The sequence below is a fragment of the Flavobacterium sp. CAN_S2 genome (genome assembly GCF_015752255.1).
Classification (GTDB): Bacteria; Bacteroidota; Bacteroidia; order Flavobacteriales; family Flavobacteriaceae; genus Flavobacterium.
Genome location: NZ_JADOVA010000001.1, coordinates 1,557,911 through 1,575,253 on the forward strand (window position 1 = coordinate 1,557,911; position 17,343 = coordinate 1,575,253).

Consider the following 17,343-nt stretch of genomic DNA (forward strand, 5'->3'; position numbering starts at 1 on the left):
ACATACCTTTCATCTCGTCTTTTGGAACGAGACGGGTTCAATTTCAGAACTGGATTTAAGGATTAGAATGTTATAGATTAAAATACTGGTTTGGTAGTTCAGTTGGTTAGAATACATGCCTGTCATCTCGTTTTTTGGGACGAGACGGGTTCGATTCAAGAACTGGTTTTCAGAATTAGAATGTTATAGATTAAAATACAGGTTTGGTAGTTCAGTTGGTTAGAATACATGCCTGTCACGCATGGGGTCGCGGGTTCGAGTCCCGTCCAGACCGCCAGTAATAAAAAAGCTTTTCTGTTAAGAAAAGCTTTTTTGTTTTTGTAAAATTCAAATAGTAGTCGATATGTATTTTGTTTACATCATAAAAAATCATCAAGGATTATTTTACAGAGGATTTACACAAGATCTTGATAAGCGTATTTTTGAGCACAATAATGATTTAAGCCGATACACGTCTGGGAAAAGTCCATGGATTTTGGTGTATTTCAAAGAATTTGAAACAAAAACAGAAGCATTAAAGGAGGAATTACGATTAAAAAAGCTTAATGTTGCTTCGATAGAAAGATTAGTAAGTAGTTTTCAGGTTGAATAGAACACATGCCCTGTCATCTCGTCTTTTGGGACGAGACGGGTTAGAGTCCTCTCATTCCAAAAACGAGACCAGTAATAAAAAAAGCTTTTCCGTTAAGAAAAGCTTTTTTTGTTTCAGTATGTTTATAAATTAAAAAAACTCGGATTTATATTGCCAGACAATCCACACAAACAATCCCAAATACATCACGCAAACCACAAATTTCATAAAGCTGGAAGCCAGAAAACCTACAAACGAACCTGCAGCCGCTTTCAAAGCCCTGTTGTGATCTTTAAAATCATAAATAAGTTCACCTATCAGTGCGCCAAGAAACGGTCCTATAAGGAAACCAAATGGTATTGGAGCAAGAATTCCAATAACCAAACCGATGTTTGTTCCCCAAATTCCATACAAGCTTCCACCAAATCTCTTAGTTCCCTTTGCCGGAATCACATAATCCAAAACGGAAATAACAATTGTAATAAATAAAGCAATCCCTAGAACCCAATAGTTAGCCGGAACCGCCTTCGTGAAATAAAGTAATGCCAGCCCAACCCAACTCACACTTGGCCCAGGTAAAACCGGTAAAAAACTGCCAATTAAGCCTATGATAATGCACGCGAAACCTAGAATTAAAAGTAATATATCCATAAATTTATTTTTAGTAATTTTGAAAACACAAAAGCAACATGTATTTAGCTAATGAACAGAATTAAATTGATACAATTATTTTCAGCAACGCTCTTCTTTACGCTTTCTTTCTGGTCGGTAAACGCTCAAGAGAAAATAGTAAGCGATAATGATATGCTTTTAAAAGAGACCATTTACAATGAAAACAGAGTAAAAGTATTGAATTTTTCTTTGAAAGATTTTGATGCACTTTTTTTTGAATTTTTTGATAAAAAATCAGAACCAAATTTAGTTTTAACAAAGGAGGAATTTTATAAATATACGATTCAAATTGCTATTTTTTCAGATCGATTGGCAGCTTTGTATCCGGATCAAAAAGAAATTGCTGCCGAAAGTAAAAAGAAATGGTTTGCTGAAAACTACGAAGATTATTTACTTTCGAAAGCATCTCAAAAAAAATAATTGTATTTTTATAGAATATTAGTCCAATTCAAAAACAAAACCTTGAAGCAGTATTACCTCTTTTTAGTATTTATATTTTTTAATTCCTGTCAATACTTTGACAAGCAAATTCCTTCCGAAAAGGAATTGTTGCAAAAGGAACTAAAATCCATCAACTGGAAAGAAGTCGACGAATACCCATCGGTAGTGGATTGTGAAAAAATAGATGATAAAAAGCAACGCCAACACTGTTTCTTCGAAGTTTTAACGATGCTTATTCAAGAAAAATTGAGTGTTGATACACTGTCTATTCTCTATCCGGAACTAGATACTATTGAAGTTAAGGTAACTGTTTTTCCAAATGCAACTCTGCAATTCGAGCCTCAATTCCCCAAAGATTCTGTTGCTTATGATACAATAAAAATTGACAGTATTCTGAAAGCTCGTTTGGTTGATTTTCCGAAAATAAATCCAGCCATCAAACGCGGTATTCCCGTAAAAACGCAATTTATTCTTCCGGTTATTCTAAAAGTGGAGTAATTCTTCAAAAGGATTTTCGAATGAAGATTAACGATTTTTGATTTCAGATTGCGATACGGACTGCTTTTTGGCTTGGATAAAGATTCTTGATTTCAATAAAGCCTTTTGATATCTCTAATAATTATAAACTAAAAACGGACTGTTTTAGTTTTTAATCTTACGTTAAATCAAAAATCGTTAATCAAAAATCTGCAATCTAAAATCTTCTGCCTTTCCATTCATATTTTCCAAACAAAGAATACAAAGCCACGCTCACACTAAAAAAAGGATACAACAAACTGCTCAAAATCAAATAGCGCATTTTACTGTTATTCAAAAAATGATTGGTTTTATAAATCAAAATAGTATCAACAAGGAATTTTAAAATGCATATTAAAAAGAAGTTCTGAAAAGTAGTTAAGCCTAAGAGCCAAGAGCCAAGAACCAAGAGCCAACTCAGATTTCCCGTAAAAACTAACAGCCCCAATCCTTTTCCGAAACTACTTTGATACGAACTTGTTTTTGAGGCCCAACGGACACGCTGATAGAATAATGATTTCCAATCGCTCAATGGTTTTGTGACAATAATATTATTTTGGGATTTTAGATAATGGACTTTTTCAGGCGATTTTGCAATTGCTTTTTGCAACAGAAAAACATCATCGCCGCTGGCAATTTTGTAATTTCCTTCGAAACCGTTAAGCTTTTTAAAAAACGATTTGGTATACGCAAAATTGGCGCCATTACACATAAATCCTTTTTTAATACCAAAACTACCTATAGTCGCTCCTTGTAAACTAGTCAAATCCAATTGCTGGAAATGATGCAAAAACGAATTACCGCAATCATACGTTACAGCCCCGGCAATCATCGAAACATTGTGAAGCTGAATGTAGTTATCTAAGGTCAATAACCAGTTTGTGTTTACTGTGCAATCGGCATCGGTGGTGATAATCCAATCCGTAGTTACAATTTGCATCGCAGTTACAATCGCATCTTTCTTGGGCGAATTAGTAACCCGAATGTTATTTATGACCGAAACTTTAAATTTTAAACTTTGAATTTTGAACTTTTCCTCAGAATCGTCATCGACCAAAATCACTTCAAACAATTCCATCGGATAATTCAACTTTGATAAACTCTCTATTAGAATGGGCAGATTTTCGGCTTCATTCCGGAAAGGAACAATAATGGAGAATTTTGTTTTTGGCGTTAAGCCGGTATATTCAATTGTATTCACTTTGGTAAAACCATAAATCAGTACAATTATCGCCAAAAAATAAATGAGGATTATGATGTACAAAACAAAAGTCATATCGAATTTTTAGTTTTGAAATTCAACACATAATAACTGCCAATTATCACGGGTAAAACCACATTCAAAAACCACATTAAAGTCGAAATGAAAATTACAATCCATTCGTTAACGCCTAAAATCCCAAAGAAATAAACGGCGACACTTCCTTTTACGGCAAAGTCTAAAAACTGAAAAGTAGGCAAGGAGGATGCTAAAAAGTAAACAGACGAAATGGTGGCAATCAACATAAAATAAGGCAAATCGACATCAAAAGCCAGAAATAAAAAGTAATATTGGTGCGAGAAAACCAGATACCGGCAAATGCCTAAAAAGATATTTTTTTGATGAATATGTTTTGGGATTTCGTTAATCTTATAAATTAGTTTTTCGATAGAATAGCCTTTGATTGTGATTTTTTTGACCGAAAATAAAACAATGAAAAGCAGTAGGAGCATTCCAAAAAGCAGCACTACCGTTTTTGTGGTAATCACATTGTACTGCGCATTAAAATACAACAACCCAAAAATTCCAAAAATAACAGTCAATATCATTTGGATTCCGTTGCAAATCAGATTCAAGAAAATGACTTTTTTAGTGTTTGATTTATCAAAAAACAATGCTTTCCCGGCATATTCTCCAACTCCATTAGGAGTGAAAAGTCCTGCGGTTAATGCACCAAGAACTTGTTTGATTGCTTCTCCTAAAGAGATTTTATGGATAAATTTTACTAAGTTTTGCCATTTCAAGATTTCAAAAAACCGATTCAGAACGCTCAATAACAAAATAAAGGCGATTCCGCCAATAGATTGATTTTTTTGGAATAAAACAATGAATTTCTGCCAATCCAGTTTGTCGTTATTGGCCAGTTGATTGTAAATAAAATAAAACGCACCGCCCACAATCAAAAGTTTGATTAGAAGTACGAGGAATTGCTTAGTTTTGTGTGGAATTGTAATCATTAGCCCCCTAGCCCCCGAAGGGGGAATTGTTAGTTGATAAATTTATTCAGTAAAATAACAAATAAAACTTTTAAACCTTAAACTTTAAACAAAAGAATTGTCAAACGAACGCATCATATTAGGAATTGACCCCGGAACAACGATTATGGGTTTTGGATTGATAAAAATTGTCAATAAAAAAATGGAATTTTTGCAATTGAATGAACTGCAATTGTCCAAATACGACAATCATTATCAAAAACTAAAAATCATTTTCGAACGTACGATTGAGTTAATTGATACGCATAATCCAGATGAAATCGCAATTGAAGCGCCTTTTTTTGGTAAAAACGTGCAATCGATGCTGAAGTTGGGACGCGCACAAGGCGTTGCCATGGCGGCGGGACTTTCGAGAGATATTCCAATTACCGAATACGAACCCAAGAAAATCAAAATGGCGATTACCGGAAACGGAAACGCCAGTAAAGAGCAAGTTGCCAAAATGCTTCAACAACTTTTAGGACTGAAGGAATTGCCTAAAAATCTTGACAGTACAGATGGATTGGCTGCTGCGGTTTGTCATTTTTTCAATTCTGGGAAAGTGGTTGGCGCCAAAAGTTATACCGGTTGGGATGCTTTTGTAAAACAAAACGAAGAACGAGTTAAAAAATAGTAATCAGTAATCAGTATTCAGTTTGCAGAACTGACCGCTAATCATCGATTACTGACCACTAATTATGTCAGGAATCTATATTCATATCCCTTTTTGCAAGCAGGCGTGTCATTACTGCGACTTCCATTTTTCGACTTCGATGAAGAAGAAAGAAGAAATGGTTTTGGCTATTGCCAAAGAAATTCAAATGCGTAAAAGTGAGTTTGAGAATGAAGATGTCGAAACCATTTATTTTGGCGGAGGAACACCAAGTGTTTTAACTTCCGAAGAAATTAATTTTTTGATTGCTGCAGTTTATAGCCATTATTCAGTGATTGAAAATCCCGAAATCACACTGGAAGCCAATCCTGATGATTTGTCAAGCGAACGAATAATCGAATTGTCTAAAAGCAAAATCAACCGATTAAGCATTGGGATTCAGTCTTTCTTTGAAGAAGATTTACAATTGATGAACCGCGCTCATAATTCGGCGGAAGCCAAAAAATGTTTGGAAGAAGCTACTAAATATTTTGACAATATTTCTCTCGATTTGATTTATGGAATTCCGAGAATGAGTAACGAAAAATGGAAACAAAATATTGAAACAGCTTTGTCATTTGGTATTCCGCATATTTCGAGTTATGCTTTAACGGTAGAACCAAAAACGGCTTTGAATAAACTGATTCAAACGGGAAAAATTGCCGCGCCCAAAGATGAAGTCGCGCAAGAGCATTTTGCTATTTTAGTCGAAACGCTTGAAACCAATGATTTTATTCATTATGAATTATCGAATTTTGGAAAGGCCAATTATTTTTCTAAGAACAATTCGGCGTATTGGCTTGGGAAAAAATACATTGGGATCGGTCCTTCGGCGCACAGTTATGATGGCATTTCCCGAAGTTGGAATGTGTCGAATAATGCTATTTATTTAAAATCGATTCAAGAAAATAAACTGCCTAACGAAATAGAAATACTTTCGATTTCGGACCGTTACAACGAATATGTTATGACTGGTTTGCGAACGATTTGGGGTGTTTCTTTGGATAGAATTGAAACCGAATTTGGAATCATTTATTTGGAATATTTGAACAAACAGGCTCAGAAATTCCTTGATGATGATTTAGTTTTTATCGAAAATAATATTCTAAAACCGACTCCAAAAGGAAAGTTTTTGACGGATGGAATTGCAAGTGATTTGTTTTACTTAAATTTGGAATAACATATAACCACTAAGAACACAAAGAAGGCGCAAAGCCCACTATGCTTTGTGATCTTGGTGATAATCTTAGTGCCCTTTGTGGTTAAATAATTATGATTGCAACAATTGATAACTTTAAAGTCGACCTATCAAAACCCATTGATATTTCGATTCCGTTGACAAATACAGACGAGAATCCAATTGCTTGGTATATCGATAAACCAGTAATTGAACCTGTAGTTTTTGGGGATTGGATAGGGAAAGTTTCTGAAGGAAAATCCTCGACAAACTTCAATAACATTTACTTCAATCCACACGGGCATGGAACGCATACGGAATGTCTGGGGCATATTACACGGGAATTTTACAGCATTAATCAGTCGTTGAAACAGTTTTTCTTTCTGGCTGAATTGATTTCGGTTGTGCCGGAACTGCAAGGAGAAGATTTGGTAATAACGTTAGAAAACATCTCGACTGCTCTCGATGTGACATTGAAGTTAGGTGTTCCAAAAGAAGCTCTAATCATTAGAACGCTACCTAATTTTAAAATAAAAAAATCTTTAAAATATTCGAATACCAATCCGCCATATCTTTCTGAAGATGCTGCGCGTTTCATTCGCGAAAGCGGTATTAAGCATTTATTGATTGATTTGCCAAGTGTCGATAAAGAAAAAGACGATGGAAAATTATTGGCGCACAAAGCCTTTTGGAATGTCAAAGATGTCAATAATTTGAATGCTGATGCACGATTGGACTGTACGATTACAGAGATGATTTTTGTTCCAGATGAAGTGAAAGACGGCACTTATTTGTTGAATTTGCAAATCGCATCCTTTGAGAATGACGCGAGTCCAAGCAAGCCTGTTTTGTATGCTGTTTTAAATGAGGAATCAAAATAATTAAAAAAATGAATTTAGAAACGTACTACGAATATTGCTTGTCTAAAAAAGGAGTGACGGAACATTTTCCTTTTGATGAAGATACTTTAGTTTTTAAAGTAGGCGGAAAAATGTTTGCATTGTCGTCTTTAAGTCAATGGGAAAAAGGACAACCATCAGTCAATTTGAAATGTGATCCTGAGCGAGCTCAGGAATTACGTACTGAATATGATGACATTCAACCCGGTTTTCACATGAGTAAAACCCATTGGAATACAATTGCTGTAAATGAATCAGTTTCGGATGCGCTTGTTAAAGAGTTGATTGATCATTCCTATGAATTGGTTTTCAAAAGTTTAACAAAGAAATTGCAAAACGAAATTCAAGAATTAGATAATTAGGCATTACTTTTGCGAATAAATAAGGATTAAAATTACAAACACATACTGAAATAAATTCAGCATATCATATGAAAGAACAATTTAAGAAGTTTTTGAACGAAGAACAAGACCCAAAAGCTATTGAAAAAATCGCTTCAAAATTGAGTGATTTATTGATGAAAAATGAAGAGATAGGATATATTGCTGTTCAAAAAAAACCAGCGATTACCGTTTTGCCGGATAGCATTGTAATGACGAATAAGAGAATTATCATCTGTCAGCCTAAAAATCTGGGACTATCCATGAATTTTATTGATTACACGTGGGACGAGATAGAAGGTACGTTTGTGAAAGAAAATATTTTGGGTTCTGAGTTTTCATTTACTACGAGAACTAATATGGAGGTTTCCATTGATTATATTCCTAAAATTCAAGCGCGAAAGATTTTTACGTATGCCAAAGAACAATTGGATATATTAAAAGTCGGGTCTGTATTAAACGCAACCATGATGGATGAAGTTCCAGTTTCTCCAATAGAAGAAGTGGAGATTGTTGAAGAAATGGAAACGGAAGAAGTGACCAGTTTTGCTGAAATAATGCCAGTTTCACAACCCAATTTTATTGCTGAAAATCAAGTATTCGAAGACGTTCCATCAAGTCCAAAAGACAAATCGTTGAGTGATTTATCACAAGACGAACTTTTTGAAAAATTACAGAATTATAAAAAATTATTAGACAACGGATTGATCTTGCAAGGCGAATACGATGCTTTCAAAAAAGAAATTTTGAGTCATATGTAATTAGTCTTAAAGTTGAAAGTCATAAAGTCAAAAGATATTTTACTGCCTTTTGACTTTATGACTTTCGATTTTATAATAGATAGACTAAAGCGTTCTTTTCTGCTTTTCTACAAAATTATTGGATTGTAATTCGAGCAAATCGGTAGCGTTTTTTCGTTGTAAATCATACAGTTTTTTATCGTCAGCTATATCTCCGTAGACTTTATCGTGCATAGTTGCGCTAGTCTTTACCAATAAAGTGCGTTGGTATTTGTCTTGTTCGATTGTTGCTTTCAAAGCTGTTTCCAGATCTTCCAGTTTATAATCGTATTCCCCTTTTGGAGACAGAAGTTTGGCAATAATAGGAGAAGTTTCAATGGCTAAAAACAGCAACATTATAAAAAAAGAAGGCAGCCACGGTAATTTGTCCAAGGCATTTATTCGAGCCATTAAACCATCAAATCCATCAATAATAGGTTGTGTTTCGCTAACTTTCTTGTCTAAATCGGTTTGGAGGGTTTTAGTGTTTTTCTCCATTTCAGCAATTTTAGCCAAGTTGGTTTTTTGTAAAGTGTCCAGTTCTTGTTTAGCCAAATCATGTTTGGCAATTTTTTCTTTAAAAACGGGACCTTTGCCTAATTTTTTGGTTCCAGCAGTTCCTTCGGCTTCAGTGATGTAGGTTTCATACAGCGTATTTACTTCTTTCTCTTTGTTTGTGATTTCGCTTTTTAATTTATCGATTTCTGCTTTGTTTTTATCCAAATCCGATTTGAAATAATTCGCTACTTCTTTTTTATTATTCAAAGCCATCGCATTTTTCTCTTTCAACAAAACGGTATTGATTTCTTTTTCAAAGATTTTAATTTCTAATGGCTTAGAAATTACTATCGCAATAATTACCGCCAAAATAATTCGGGGAGTTGCCTGTAGAAATTCACTTCCTATTTTGTCTCTTTTTCGAATGGTAGAAACAATAAAACGATCGAGATTAAAAATAAGTAAACTCCAAACGATACCAAATGCGATTGCTGGATATATACTGTCAAAGACAGTAAAAAGTGCGTACGAACTGGCAAGGAAAGCCATGACAGCGGTAAAGAAAACGGTGGCGCCAATACCTACATATTTGGTTTGTTCGCCTTCGGAACAGCCCTCAAGTAAGTCTTTATCAGCTCCGGAACAAAGGATGAAAAATTGTTTTAACATGATTGATGATTTTTTGATTGATGATTACAAATTTAACGCCAAAAAATGAATCTTGGTATAAATAATTGATATGTATTTATTTAAGGCATTTTGTTACGGTTTGTACCAAATAAAAGAGAGCTGCTCACAAGGAACAGCTCTCTTTCTTTTTTGAATTAATATTAACTTAAGCTAATGGTGCTCCTGCCATAATCTCGGCATTGGCAAATTCTTCAAATTTGGCGAAGTTAGCTTTAAATTTTTGTGCTAATTCTACCGCTTTCTTATCGTATAGTTCAGGATCTTCCCAAGTATTTCTTGGATTCAATATTTCGCTAGGAACATTTGGACAGGTTTGCGGTTTTGCAATTCCAAAAACTTGGTGGTTCTCGTAAGCCACATCATCCAGTTCTCCGTTTAAGGCGGCGGTAATCATGGCACGCGTGTATTTCAATTTCATTCGGCTTCCTATTCCGTAAGGACCTCCTGTCCAACCTGTGTTGATTAACCAAACTTTTACATTGGCATCTTTCATTTTTTTACTCAACATTTCAGCATATTTTGTTGGGTGTAATGGCATAAATGGTGCACCAAAACAAGCGGAGAAATTAGGCTGAGGTTCTGTAATTCCTGCTTCAGTTCCAGCAACTTTTGCTGTGTACCCAGAAATAAAATGGTATGCAGCCTGTCCTGGAGTAAGTTTAGAAATTGGAGGCAATATTCCGAATGAATCGGCCGTTAAGAAAAATATGTTTTTTGGGTTTTTCCCAATAGAACCCGGCTGAATGTTGTCGATGTGATAAATAGGGTAACTTACACGTGTATTTTGAGTGATGGAAATATCCTCAAAATCAACTTCATTAGTATCTTTATTGATGATTACATTTTCAAGGATTGCTCCTTTTTTTATGGCTCTAAAAATGTCTGGTTCGTTTTCTTCAGATAGATTGATCACTTTTGCATAGCAACCGCCTTCAAAGTTGAAAACCGTATTTTCATTTGTCCATCCATGTTCATCGTCACCAATTAATTTTCGGTCCGGATCAGCTGATAAAGTAGTTTTTCCGGTTCCTGATAGTCCGAAGAAAATAGCAGTGTCACCATCTTTTCCAACATTGGCACTACAGTGCATTGGTAAAGTATTTTTGAAAACTGGCAAAATAAAATTCAAAGCAGAGAAAATCCCTTTTTTCATTTCCCCGGTATATCCAGTTCCACCTATCAAAACAACTTTTCTTGTAAAGTCAAGAATGGCAAAATTGCTTTGACGCGTTCCGTCAACCGCTGGATCTGCCATAAAACTTGGTACGCATAAAAGAGTCCATTCTGGGTCGAAGTTTGCTAATTCTTCCATTTCAGGTCTCAAAAACATGTTGTAGCAAAATAAATTTGCCCAAGGAGTTTCCGTGATTACACGAACATTTAATCTATAATTTGGGTCAGAGCATACGTAAGAATCTCTAACGTAAATTTCTTTGCCTGATAAATAAGCGGTAACCTTGTTGTATAAAGCTTCAAATGCTGCTGGTTCAAATGGGATGTTTACTTTTCCCCACCAAACTTGATTTTCACTAATACTGTCTTTTACGATATAACGGTCTTGCGGCGATCGACCCGTATACTCTCCTGTATTCACTGCTAATGCTCCAGTAGAAGTCTCAATTCCTTGACCTGTTTTTATAGTTATATCTTGTAATTCTTCAGGGGATAACTGGTAATGAATTTTGGCATTTTCAATTCCTAATTCTTTTAACGAAATCGATTGCGAGAAAAGCGTGTTATTGTCCATAAATTTATTATTGTGTAGTTACTTTTTATAGACTGCAAAAGTAGAAATTATATTTCAGTTAGCCTTTACTTCTTCGGATTTTGTGATTTATTATTTATAAAAGAGAATAATAAAACGCCCCAGCCCAGTATTAATAGGAGCCCGCCGATGGGCGTAAGAAATCCAATTGTCTTAAAATCAAAAGATGTGAGGTCGTTTGTCGCCAATAAGTATATCGAACCGGAGAATAAAATTACACCTGTAAGCACCAAAAAGTAGATTGTTTTTTTGATTTTTGGAGTGATGTCATTCATCAGTCCAACGAACAATAAAAATAGTGCATGATACATTTGATAGCGTACTCCAGTTTCAAATGTAACTAATTGCTCCACAGAGAGTACTTTTTTTAGGGCATGTGCGCCAAAAGCTCCTAAAATTATAGCGATCATTCCTAAAATAGTTGCTGTTGAAAGTATCTTTTTGTTCATTTTGATTGTCTTTACTGCAAAAGTATTTCTTCTCGAATGAATTTAAAAGGATTTGCAGCGATAGTTTTATGTAGTAAAGCTGAATATCTGAAAACGGTTTTTTAATTAATTATAAAATAAACAATGTCGAGTTGTTATAAATACAACATTTTTGTATGTTTGTGTTATAAATATATAAAAATGAGAACAATTTTAATCATTGGGGCAGGAAGATCAGCTTCATCTCTGATTCAGTATCTTTTAAATAAATCTGAAAAAGAGAATTTGCATCTTGTTATTGGTGATTTGTCTTTGGCTTTAGCCCAAAAAAAGACAAACAATCACCCCAATGCAACGGCAATTGCGTTAGATATTTTTGATGAAGATCAAAGAAAAAAAGCCGTACAAATTGCTGATGTTGTCATCTCAATGTTGCCGGCACATTTGCATATTCAAGTGGCCAAAGATTGTATTATTTACAAAAAACACTTAGTTACCGCTTCCTACGTGAGTGATGCCATGCAGGAATTAGATGCTGCCGCAAAGGAAAATAATCTGATTTTCATGAATGAAATCGGACTTGATCCAGGCATTGACCACATGAGTGCCATGAAAGTGATTGATGAGATTAAGGAAAAAGGCGGTGAGATGATTTTATTCGAATCCTTTTGTGGCGGACTTGTAGCTCCGGAATCCGACACGAATCTTTGGAATTATAAATTTACCTGGGCACCACGCAATGTAGTTCTCGCGGGTCAGGGTGGCGCTGCTAAGTTTATTCAGGAAGGGACTTATAAATACATTCCGTATTGTAATTTGTTTCGCAGAACAGAGTTCTTGCAAGTGGAAGGATATGGTCGATTTGAAGGTTATTCGAATCGCGATTCGTTGAAATACCGCAGTGTGTATGGCTTAGATAATGTGCTTACGTTATACAGAGGAACGATTCGTAGAGTGGGTTTCTCTAAAGCGTGGAATATGTTTGTGCAATTAGGAATGACGGATGACAGTTACGTTATGGAGGATTCGGAGAACATGAGTTACAGAGAATTTGTGAATTCCTTCCTGCCATATCATCCCACGGATTCTGTAGAAATCAAGACCCGTTTGATTCTAAAAATTGACCAAGACGATATCATGTGGGACAAATTATTGGAACTCGATTTGTTCAACCCAAACAAGAAAGTAGGTTTGAAAAATGCCACTCCGGCACAAATTCTGGAAAAAATATTGACCGATAGCTGGACGCTTCAGCAAGATGATAAAGATATGATTGTCATGTATCACAAATTTGGATACGAATATAATGGCAAAAAAGAACAAATAGATTCCAAAATGGTTTGCATTGGTGACGATCAAACCTATACAGCCATGGCAAAAACAGTGGGTTTACCCGTTGCAATGTCGACCTTATTAATCTTGAATGGTAAAATCACGACTCCGGGAGTACAATTACCCATTCTTAAGGAAGTTTATGAGCCTATTTTGAAAGAATTAGAAGAATACGGTGTTGTTTTCAAGGAACAATCCATGCCGTATTTAGGATACAATCCTGATAAAGAGTTTAGTTAGTAGTTTTTTTTAGATTTTTAGTTTGATAAATCCGCTCCTCTTGAAGCGGATTTGTTTTTTAAAATTCTTTATTTATGCTGAGCGTAGCCGAAGTATGGGCGTGACCCTGCAAATTGCTTCGTCGTTCCTCCTTGCAACTTCGGGTCGGGCTGTTCGCTGCAATCTTTATCTTTTTAAAGAAAAAACATAAAGGATTTTCGCTGCCATCCCTCACGCAATGCAGTTTATGTAACTTCGTAAGAAAAATTGATTATATTTGATAAATGCAAAGCAAAACAAACGTCCGTTTATCTACAAAGATTTAGGCATGTATGAAGGTTTATTTGGTTGTTTAGTAATTGCATAATAATAAAAAAAGCTCCTCGGAAGAACCAAAGAGCTTTAAGTAAAATCTTTCACTTAATTACGTTTTCTTTTTGAGAAAAGAGGCTTGATTAAGCATTACGGTACAAAGATAAGGCATGTATTTGTAAAATCAATCTTTTTAGGAAAAAATTAATGGAATATAATAAGCTTGAATACTATCTTTCTCAACCTAGATTAAACAGATTTTTATTAGCTTCTGGTGATTCAAAAACTAAAGCACAAAAATTATATAGAGCAAATTTAAGAGTTGCACAATCTTTTTATCCAGTATTAAATTTATTTGAAATATTCCTGAGAAACATATTCAATTATCATGTATCTGCACATTTCACAAATCCAAACTGGATTATTACAGAGAAAAATGGTTTTATGAACGACCAATCATTGCAAGCCTCTAGATTTTTTCTTAAAAATTCAATATTAAATGCTGAAAGAACCATAAGGCGAAAAGGCGGGTTGGTAACAGCTGGAAAAGTTGTTGCTGAACAATCTTTCGGCTTTTGGACTAGTTTATTTGATACTCACCATTACCGACTCATTGGTGGAATTGTAATACATTCATTTAGTAATAAACCGGCCGAAATTAATAGAAGTGCAATAAGTCAGAAACTAAACAGAATAAGAGAATTTAGAAATAGAGTTTATCATAACGAACCTATTTGTTTTAATGGAAATGTGATTGATTTTACATATGCCGAAAATATCAAAAATGAAATATATGAAATCCTGTATTGGATTGATGCAGATTTGATAGATTATGTTGAGTATTTTGACGCAATCGATTATAAAATAAGTATTGCGAGGCAGATTGAACAATAATATTTCGCATGACAGCTAAAATTCGTTGTATTCATAGCACAGGCAATTAATTACAATCACCTTATTCAAAAAAAACATTAGTTAAACTCCTGTTGACTAGTCTGTCCCGTTTATTGGAGAACTGATTGTACGTGTGTTAATACTCTGGAGTTATCATAAAGATTTTAGAGAGAATATGGAGTGGATTTAGTGTTCTCTTTTTTTGAGAAGTATTTTCTCGGCGTGACCCTGCAAATTGCTTCGTCGTTCCTCCTCGCAACTTCGGGTCGGGCTGTTCGCTGCAATCTTTATGTTTTTAAAGAAAAAACATAAAGGATTTTCGCTGCCATCCCTCACGCAACGCATTTCAATGATGTGGCTTTTTTTAAAAAATTGTAAGAAAATTTTATATATTTGGAAAACGCAAAGCGAAACAAACCTTCGCTTAAATACAAGTTGGGCGACATATTGAAAAAAAAAGTAATCTAATATATTAAAGAAATGAAAAAACAACAATTATTCTTTTTACTCCTATTGCACATTATAGGTCTAAATTTTGCAAATGCTCAAAAACTATCTGATAATGCAGCAATAGAAATAGTAAACAAATCTATCGATGCAATGGGTGGACAAAAATTATTACAAAGTATTAAAACCCTTTATACTGATAGTGAAACTGAAATGCAAGGAAGAAAAGTTAATTGGATTGTAAAAGAGATGCTACCGAATAAAGGAAGTTTTCAAATAATTTATCAAGGAAGAACAGTTTATCAAAATTGGTTTAATGGAAAAATTGGTTATGAACTGAATAATGGAGAGAAAAAATTAGCAGACCAAGAAGAATTTAAAGATAAAAAATACAAGCAAAACATCTTCAACGAACTTGATTATATAAATCCAAGTCTATATAGACTGGAATTTATTGGAGAAGAAAAAATCGAGTCAAATAATTGTAATAAAATAAAAGCTACTTTAACAAATGGACTTGTAAAAATTTTATATTATGATAAAAATACATTTCTATTAACCAAAACTGAAAAAATATTAAATGCAGAAAAAAATTCATTTTCAACTACTTACTATTCTAATTATAAAAAATTTAATGACCTAACTTATTTTACAGAAATGAAATTTGGCGAAAAGGAAAACATACAAATAGCTACGATCATAAAATTATTATACAACGAAAATATAACAGAAAAAGATTTTGAATAAATAGAAAATACGATCGCCCAACAGCAATTTTGAGCTAGCTGGAATTTAGTGGAACTAACGTTTCACATCAAGTTTTTGCTAAGCCGAAAATTGAGCGGTTACAAACTTCCAGCCATCTCAAAGTGGCATAACGTTAGCAGTAATTGTCGCGCGAACGAAAAAAAAATGACACTTAACAATTTAAAATTGGAAATAACTAAACCAAATAAAATGAAGAACTTATCAAAACTATTGACTTTAATTTTTGCAATAACATTATTAAGTTGCGGGAATAACAAAAAAACCGAAAATGCTGTTGAAGAAGTTGCTGAAACGCCGAAAAGCAATATGAAAATTAAGCTATTTAATGAAACCGAAAATCTTTTAAGTAAGCTATCTGAAAATGGAATTGGAGAACTTAAAGAATGGAAAAATCCAGAAGAAATGGGTTGGGGTTCGTTAACTGATTATTATCAATTTGGAGAACAAAAAGATGGAGTTGGAATGCAAAATAATCTAGCTTACTATTTAGAAGGAGAAGAAAATTATGCGAAAAATTTATTAGTGAACTTAAACGTAAATAATCTAGAAAGCAAAAAAGAAGCAGTAAAATTATTTTCAGAAACAACTGAAAAAACTTTTAAAACTTTAGAAATAGAAATTCCAAAAGGACTTTTAGAAGCAATAAAAGATGGTAAAGATTTCAAAAGTGAAAATGAAAATTTCACTACAGATTTTAAAACTGAAAAATCGAACATTGACACATACAAAATGGAAATCGTTTCTAAATAAAACAACTTCTGCCAACAGTAGTTTGCATAAATGGCGGGTTTTGGGCTTAATTTAAAGTTGGTTTTGTATTTGCAAAGTCGGTGTTTAACCGAAAGTTTAGGCTTCCTTCATCCCAAACTGCTTGTAGTGCGTGAATGTTGATAATAATTAAGCATAAAAATGGAAAAATCAAGTTTTCAAATAAGTTATGATTCATTAGTCGAAATTGTTGCCAAAATGATTAAAGATGGAGAAATTGGAAATCGATTTAATCATCTGAGAAAAGAGAGAGTTGAATTAATAATTAATAAAATATCCTCTTATGGATGGTATATTGATGATTTTTCTAAAGAGTCTAAAATAAGTAGTAGTAAATGCTTAAAATTCATTTATAGTAATTTTCCAGAAAAACTTGATTACTACTTCTCGGATTATTACAATAATAAAATGATTCAAATTGAAAATGATCTTAAATCTACTTATCCAAAAAGGAATGCTATTATATCCGAAGCATTTTATGTACACAAAAACAAACTATTTCATTCTTCGATATGTCTATTCATAACAATAATTGATGGAATCTGTGATGATGTTTTAGATGCAAAATTCTTCAAAAACGTAAAAGACTTACCTGAAATTAAAGTGAAACTTGAAGAAAAAAAAATGAAATATTCTGATTTTCTTTTATCTCCAATCAAAAATAAAGGAGCAATTAATGGTTGGGAAAAAGAGCTAAATAAATATCCAATTAGATTAAATAGACACGAAATAATTCACGGAAAAGCTATAAATTATGGTAATGAAATTAACTCATTAAAAATAATTTCAATGCTCTCATATGTCAACTTTGTTTTAACTCATTTTGATTAAAATAAAAATTAATGGCAATACACGTCTTGCTCAATTTGTAAATTTAGTGCAATTGCAGTTTTTTACTCT

The 17,343-nt window shown here is 33.7% G+C and carries 19 protein-coding genes and 1 tRNA gene; 14 read left to right on the forward strand and 6 right to left on the reverse strand.

Features of this window, described 5'->3' with window-relative positions; translation table 11 throughout:
• Nucleotides 1-200: 200 nt before the first annotated feature.
• Together IWX80_RS06980 and IWX80_RS06985 are read left to right on the forward strand one after the other, a co-directional pair.
• Nucleotides 201-277 (forward strand) — tRNA-Asp (locus IWX80_RS06980).
• Between the two features lie 66 nt (nucleotides 278-343).
• Nucleotides 344-592, forward strand: coding sequence for a GIY-YIG nuclease family protein (locus tag IWX80_RS06985; RefSeq protein WP_196852758.1), 249 nt, complete (start codon nucleotides 344-346; stop codon nucleotides 590-592).
• Nucleotides 593-721: 129 nt separating this feature from the next.
• Here IWX80_RS06985 and IWX80_RS06990 read toward each other — a convergent pair whose 3' ends face one another.
• Nucleotides 722-1,222, reverse strand: a complete 501-nt coding sequence (locus IWX80_RS06990; RefSeq protein ID WP_196852759.1) for a DUF456 domain-containing protein — start codon at nucleotides 1,220-1,222, stop codon at nucleotides 722-724.
• Nucleotides 1,223-1,273: 51 nt separating this feature from the next.
• Here IWX80_RS06990 and IWX80_RS06995 point away from each other — a divergent pair, with 51 nt between their 5' ends.
• Nucleotides 1,274-1,663, forward strand: coding sequence for a hypothetical protein (locus tag IWX80_RS06995; protein ID WP_196852760.1), 390 nt, complete (start codon nucleotides 1,274-1,276; stop codon nucleotides 1,661-1,663).
• Between the two features lie 42 nt (nucleotides 1,664-1,705).
• A complete protein-coding gene (locus tag IWX80_RS07000) occupies nucleotides 1,706-2,182 on the forward strand; it encodes a hypothetical protein (protein WP_196852761.1) in 477 nt (158 codons plus the stop codon).
• 196 nt (nucleotides 2,183-2,378) lie between these two features.
• Here IWX80_RS07000 and IWX80_RS07005 read toward each other — a convergent pair whose 3' ends face one another.
• Nucleotides 2,379-3,476: a glycosyltransferase family 2 protein gene (locus tag IWX80_RS07005; RefSeq protein WP_196852762.1), complete on the reverse strand. Its 1,098-nt coding sequence runs from the start codon at nucleotides 3,474-3,476 to the stop codon at nucleotides 2,379-2,381.
• Nucleotides 3,473-4,417 (reverse strand): lysylphosphatidylglycerol synthase domain-containing protein, encoded by a 945-nt coding sequence (locus tag IWX80_RS07010; protein WP_196852763.1) that lies wholly within the window; start codon nucleotides 4,415-4,417, stop codon nucleotides 3,473-3,475. Before IWX80_RS07010 ends, IWX80_RS07005 begins: the two co-directional genes overlap by 4 nt.
• A gap of 97 nt (nucleotides 4,418-4,514) precedes the next feature.
• Between IWX80_RS07010 and ruvC the strand changes: the two genes are divergently transcribed.
• From ruvC to IWX80_RS07035, 5 genes are all read left to right on the forward strand, one after another.
• Nucleotides 4,515-5,069 (forward strand): crossover junction endodeoxyribonuclease RuvC, encoded by a 555-nt coding sequence (gene ruvC / locus IWX80_RS07015; RefSeq protein ID WP_196852764.1) that lies wholly within the window; start codon nucleotides 4,515-4,517, stop codon nucleotides 5,067-5,069.
• Nucleotides 5,070-5,133: 64 nt separating this feature from the next.
• A complete protein-coding gene (gene hemW / locus IWX80_RS07020) occupies nucleotides 5,134-6,267 on the forward strand; it encodes a radical SAM family heme chaperone HemW (protein WP_196852765.1) in 1,134 nt (377 codons plus the stop codon).
• 92 nt (nucleotides 6,268-6,359) lie between these two features.
• The gene (locus IWX80_RS07025; RefSeq protein WP_196852766.1) at nucleotides 6,360-7,145 is read left to right on the forward strand and encodes a cyclase family protein; all 786 of its coding nucleotides are present in this window, start codon (nucleotides 6,360-6,362) and stop codon (nucleotides 7,143-7,145) included.
• A gap of 8 nt (nucleotides 7,146-7,153) precedes the next feature.
• Nucleotides 7,154-7,525: an MmcQ/YjbR family DNA-binding protein gene (locus IWX80_RS07030; protein WP_196852767.1), complete on the forward strand. Its 372-nt coding sequence runs from the start codon at nucleotides 7,154-7,156 to the stop codon at nucleotides 7,523-7,525.
• Between the two features lie 68 nt (nucleotides 7,526-7,593).
• Nucleotides 7,594-8,304 carry a PH domain-containing protein gene (locus IWX80_RS07035; protein ID WP_196852768.1) on the forward strand — a complete coding sequence of 237 codons (711 nt, stop codon included), beginning with the start codon at nucleotides 7,594-7,596 and terminating at the stop codon, nucleotides 8,302-8,304.
• An 84-nt stretch (nucleotides 8,305-8,388) separates the two neighbouring features.
• On the opposite strand, the gene IWX80_RS07040 is transcribed toward IWX80_RS07035, so the two are convergent.
• The 3 genes from IWX80_RS07040 to IWX80_RS07050 form a co-directional block, all read right to left on the reverse strand.
• Complete coding sequence (locus IWX80_RS07040) at nucleotides 8,389-9,489, reverse strand: DUF4407 domain-containing protein (RefSeq protein WP_196852769.1); 1,101 nt, start codon at nucleotides 9,487-9,489, stop codon at nucleotides 8,389-8,391.
• 166 nt (nucleotides 9,490-9,655) lie between these two features.
• Nucleotides 9,656-11,257 (reverse strand): phosphoenolpyruvate carboxykinase (ATP), encoded by a 1,602-nt coding sequence (gene pckA, locus IWX80_RS07045; RefSeq protein ID WP_196852770.1) that lies wholly within the window; start codon nucleotides 11,255-11,257, stop codon nucleotides 9,656-9,658.
• A gap of 65 nt (nucleotides 11,258-11,322) precedes the next feature.
• Nucleotides 11,323-11,724 carry a DUF423 domain-containing protein gene (locus tag IWX80_RS07050; protein ID WP_196852771.1) on the reverse strand — a complete coding sequence of 134 codons (402 nt, stop codon included), beginning with the start codon at nucleotides 11,722-11,724 and terminating at the stop codon, nucleotides 11,323-11,325.
• A 180-nt stretch (nucleotides 11,725-11,904) separates the two neighbouring features.
• Here IWX80_RS07050 and IWX80_RS07055 point away from each other — a divergent pair, with 180 nt between their 5' ends.
• From IWX80_RS07055 to IWX80_RS07075, 5 genes are all read left to right on the forward strand, one after another.
• Complete coding sequence (locus IWX80_RS07055) at nucleotides 11,905-13,275, forward strand: saccharopine dehydrogenase family protein (protein ID WP_196852772.1); 1,371 nt, start codon at nucleotides 11,905-11,907, stop codon at nucleotides 13,273-13,275.
• 498 nt (nucleotides 13,276-13,773) lie between these two features.
• Nucleotides 13,774-14,460, forward strand: coding sequence for an Abi family protein (locus IWX80_RS07060; RefSeq protein WP_196852773.1), 687 nt, complete (start codon nucleotides 13,774-13,776; stop codon nucleotides 14,458-14,460).
• Between the two features lie 480 nt (nucleotides 14,461-14,940).
• Nucleotides 14,941-15,654 (forward strand): hypothetical protein, encoded by a 714-nt coding sequence (locus IWX80_RS07065; protein ID WP_196852774.1) that lies wholly within the window; start codon nucleotides 14,941-14,943, stop codon nucleotides 15,652-15,654.
• Between the two features lie 210 nt (nucleotides 15,655-15,864).
• Nucleotides 15,865-16,425 (forward strand): hypothetical protein, encoded by a 561-nt coding sequence (locus tag IWX80_RS07070; protein WP_196852775.1) that lies wholly within the window; start codon nucleotides 15,865-15,867, stop codon nucleotides 16,423-16,425.
• Between the two features lie 159 nt (nucleotides 16,426-16,584).
• Nucleotides 16,585-17,274, forward strand: a complete 690-nt coding sequence (locus tag IWX80_RS07075; protein ID WP_196852776.1) for a hypothetical protein — start codon at nucleotides 16,585-16,587, stop codon at nucleotides 17,272-17,274.
• Nucleotides 17,275-17,343 lie beyond the last annotated feature (69 nt).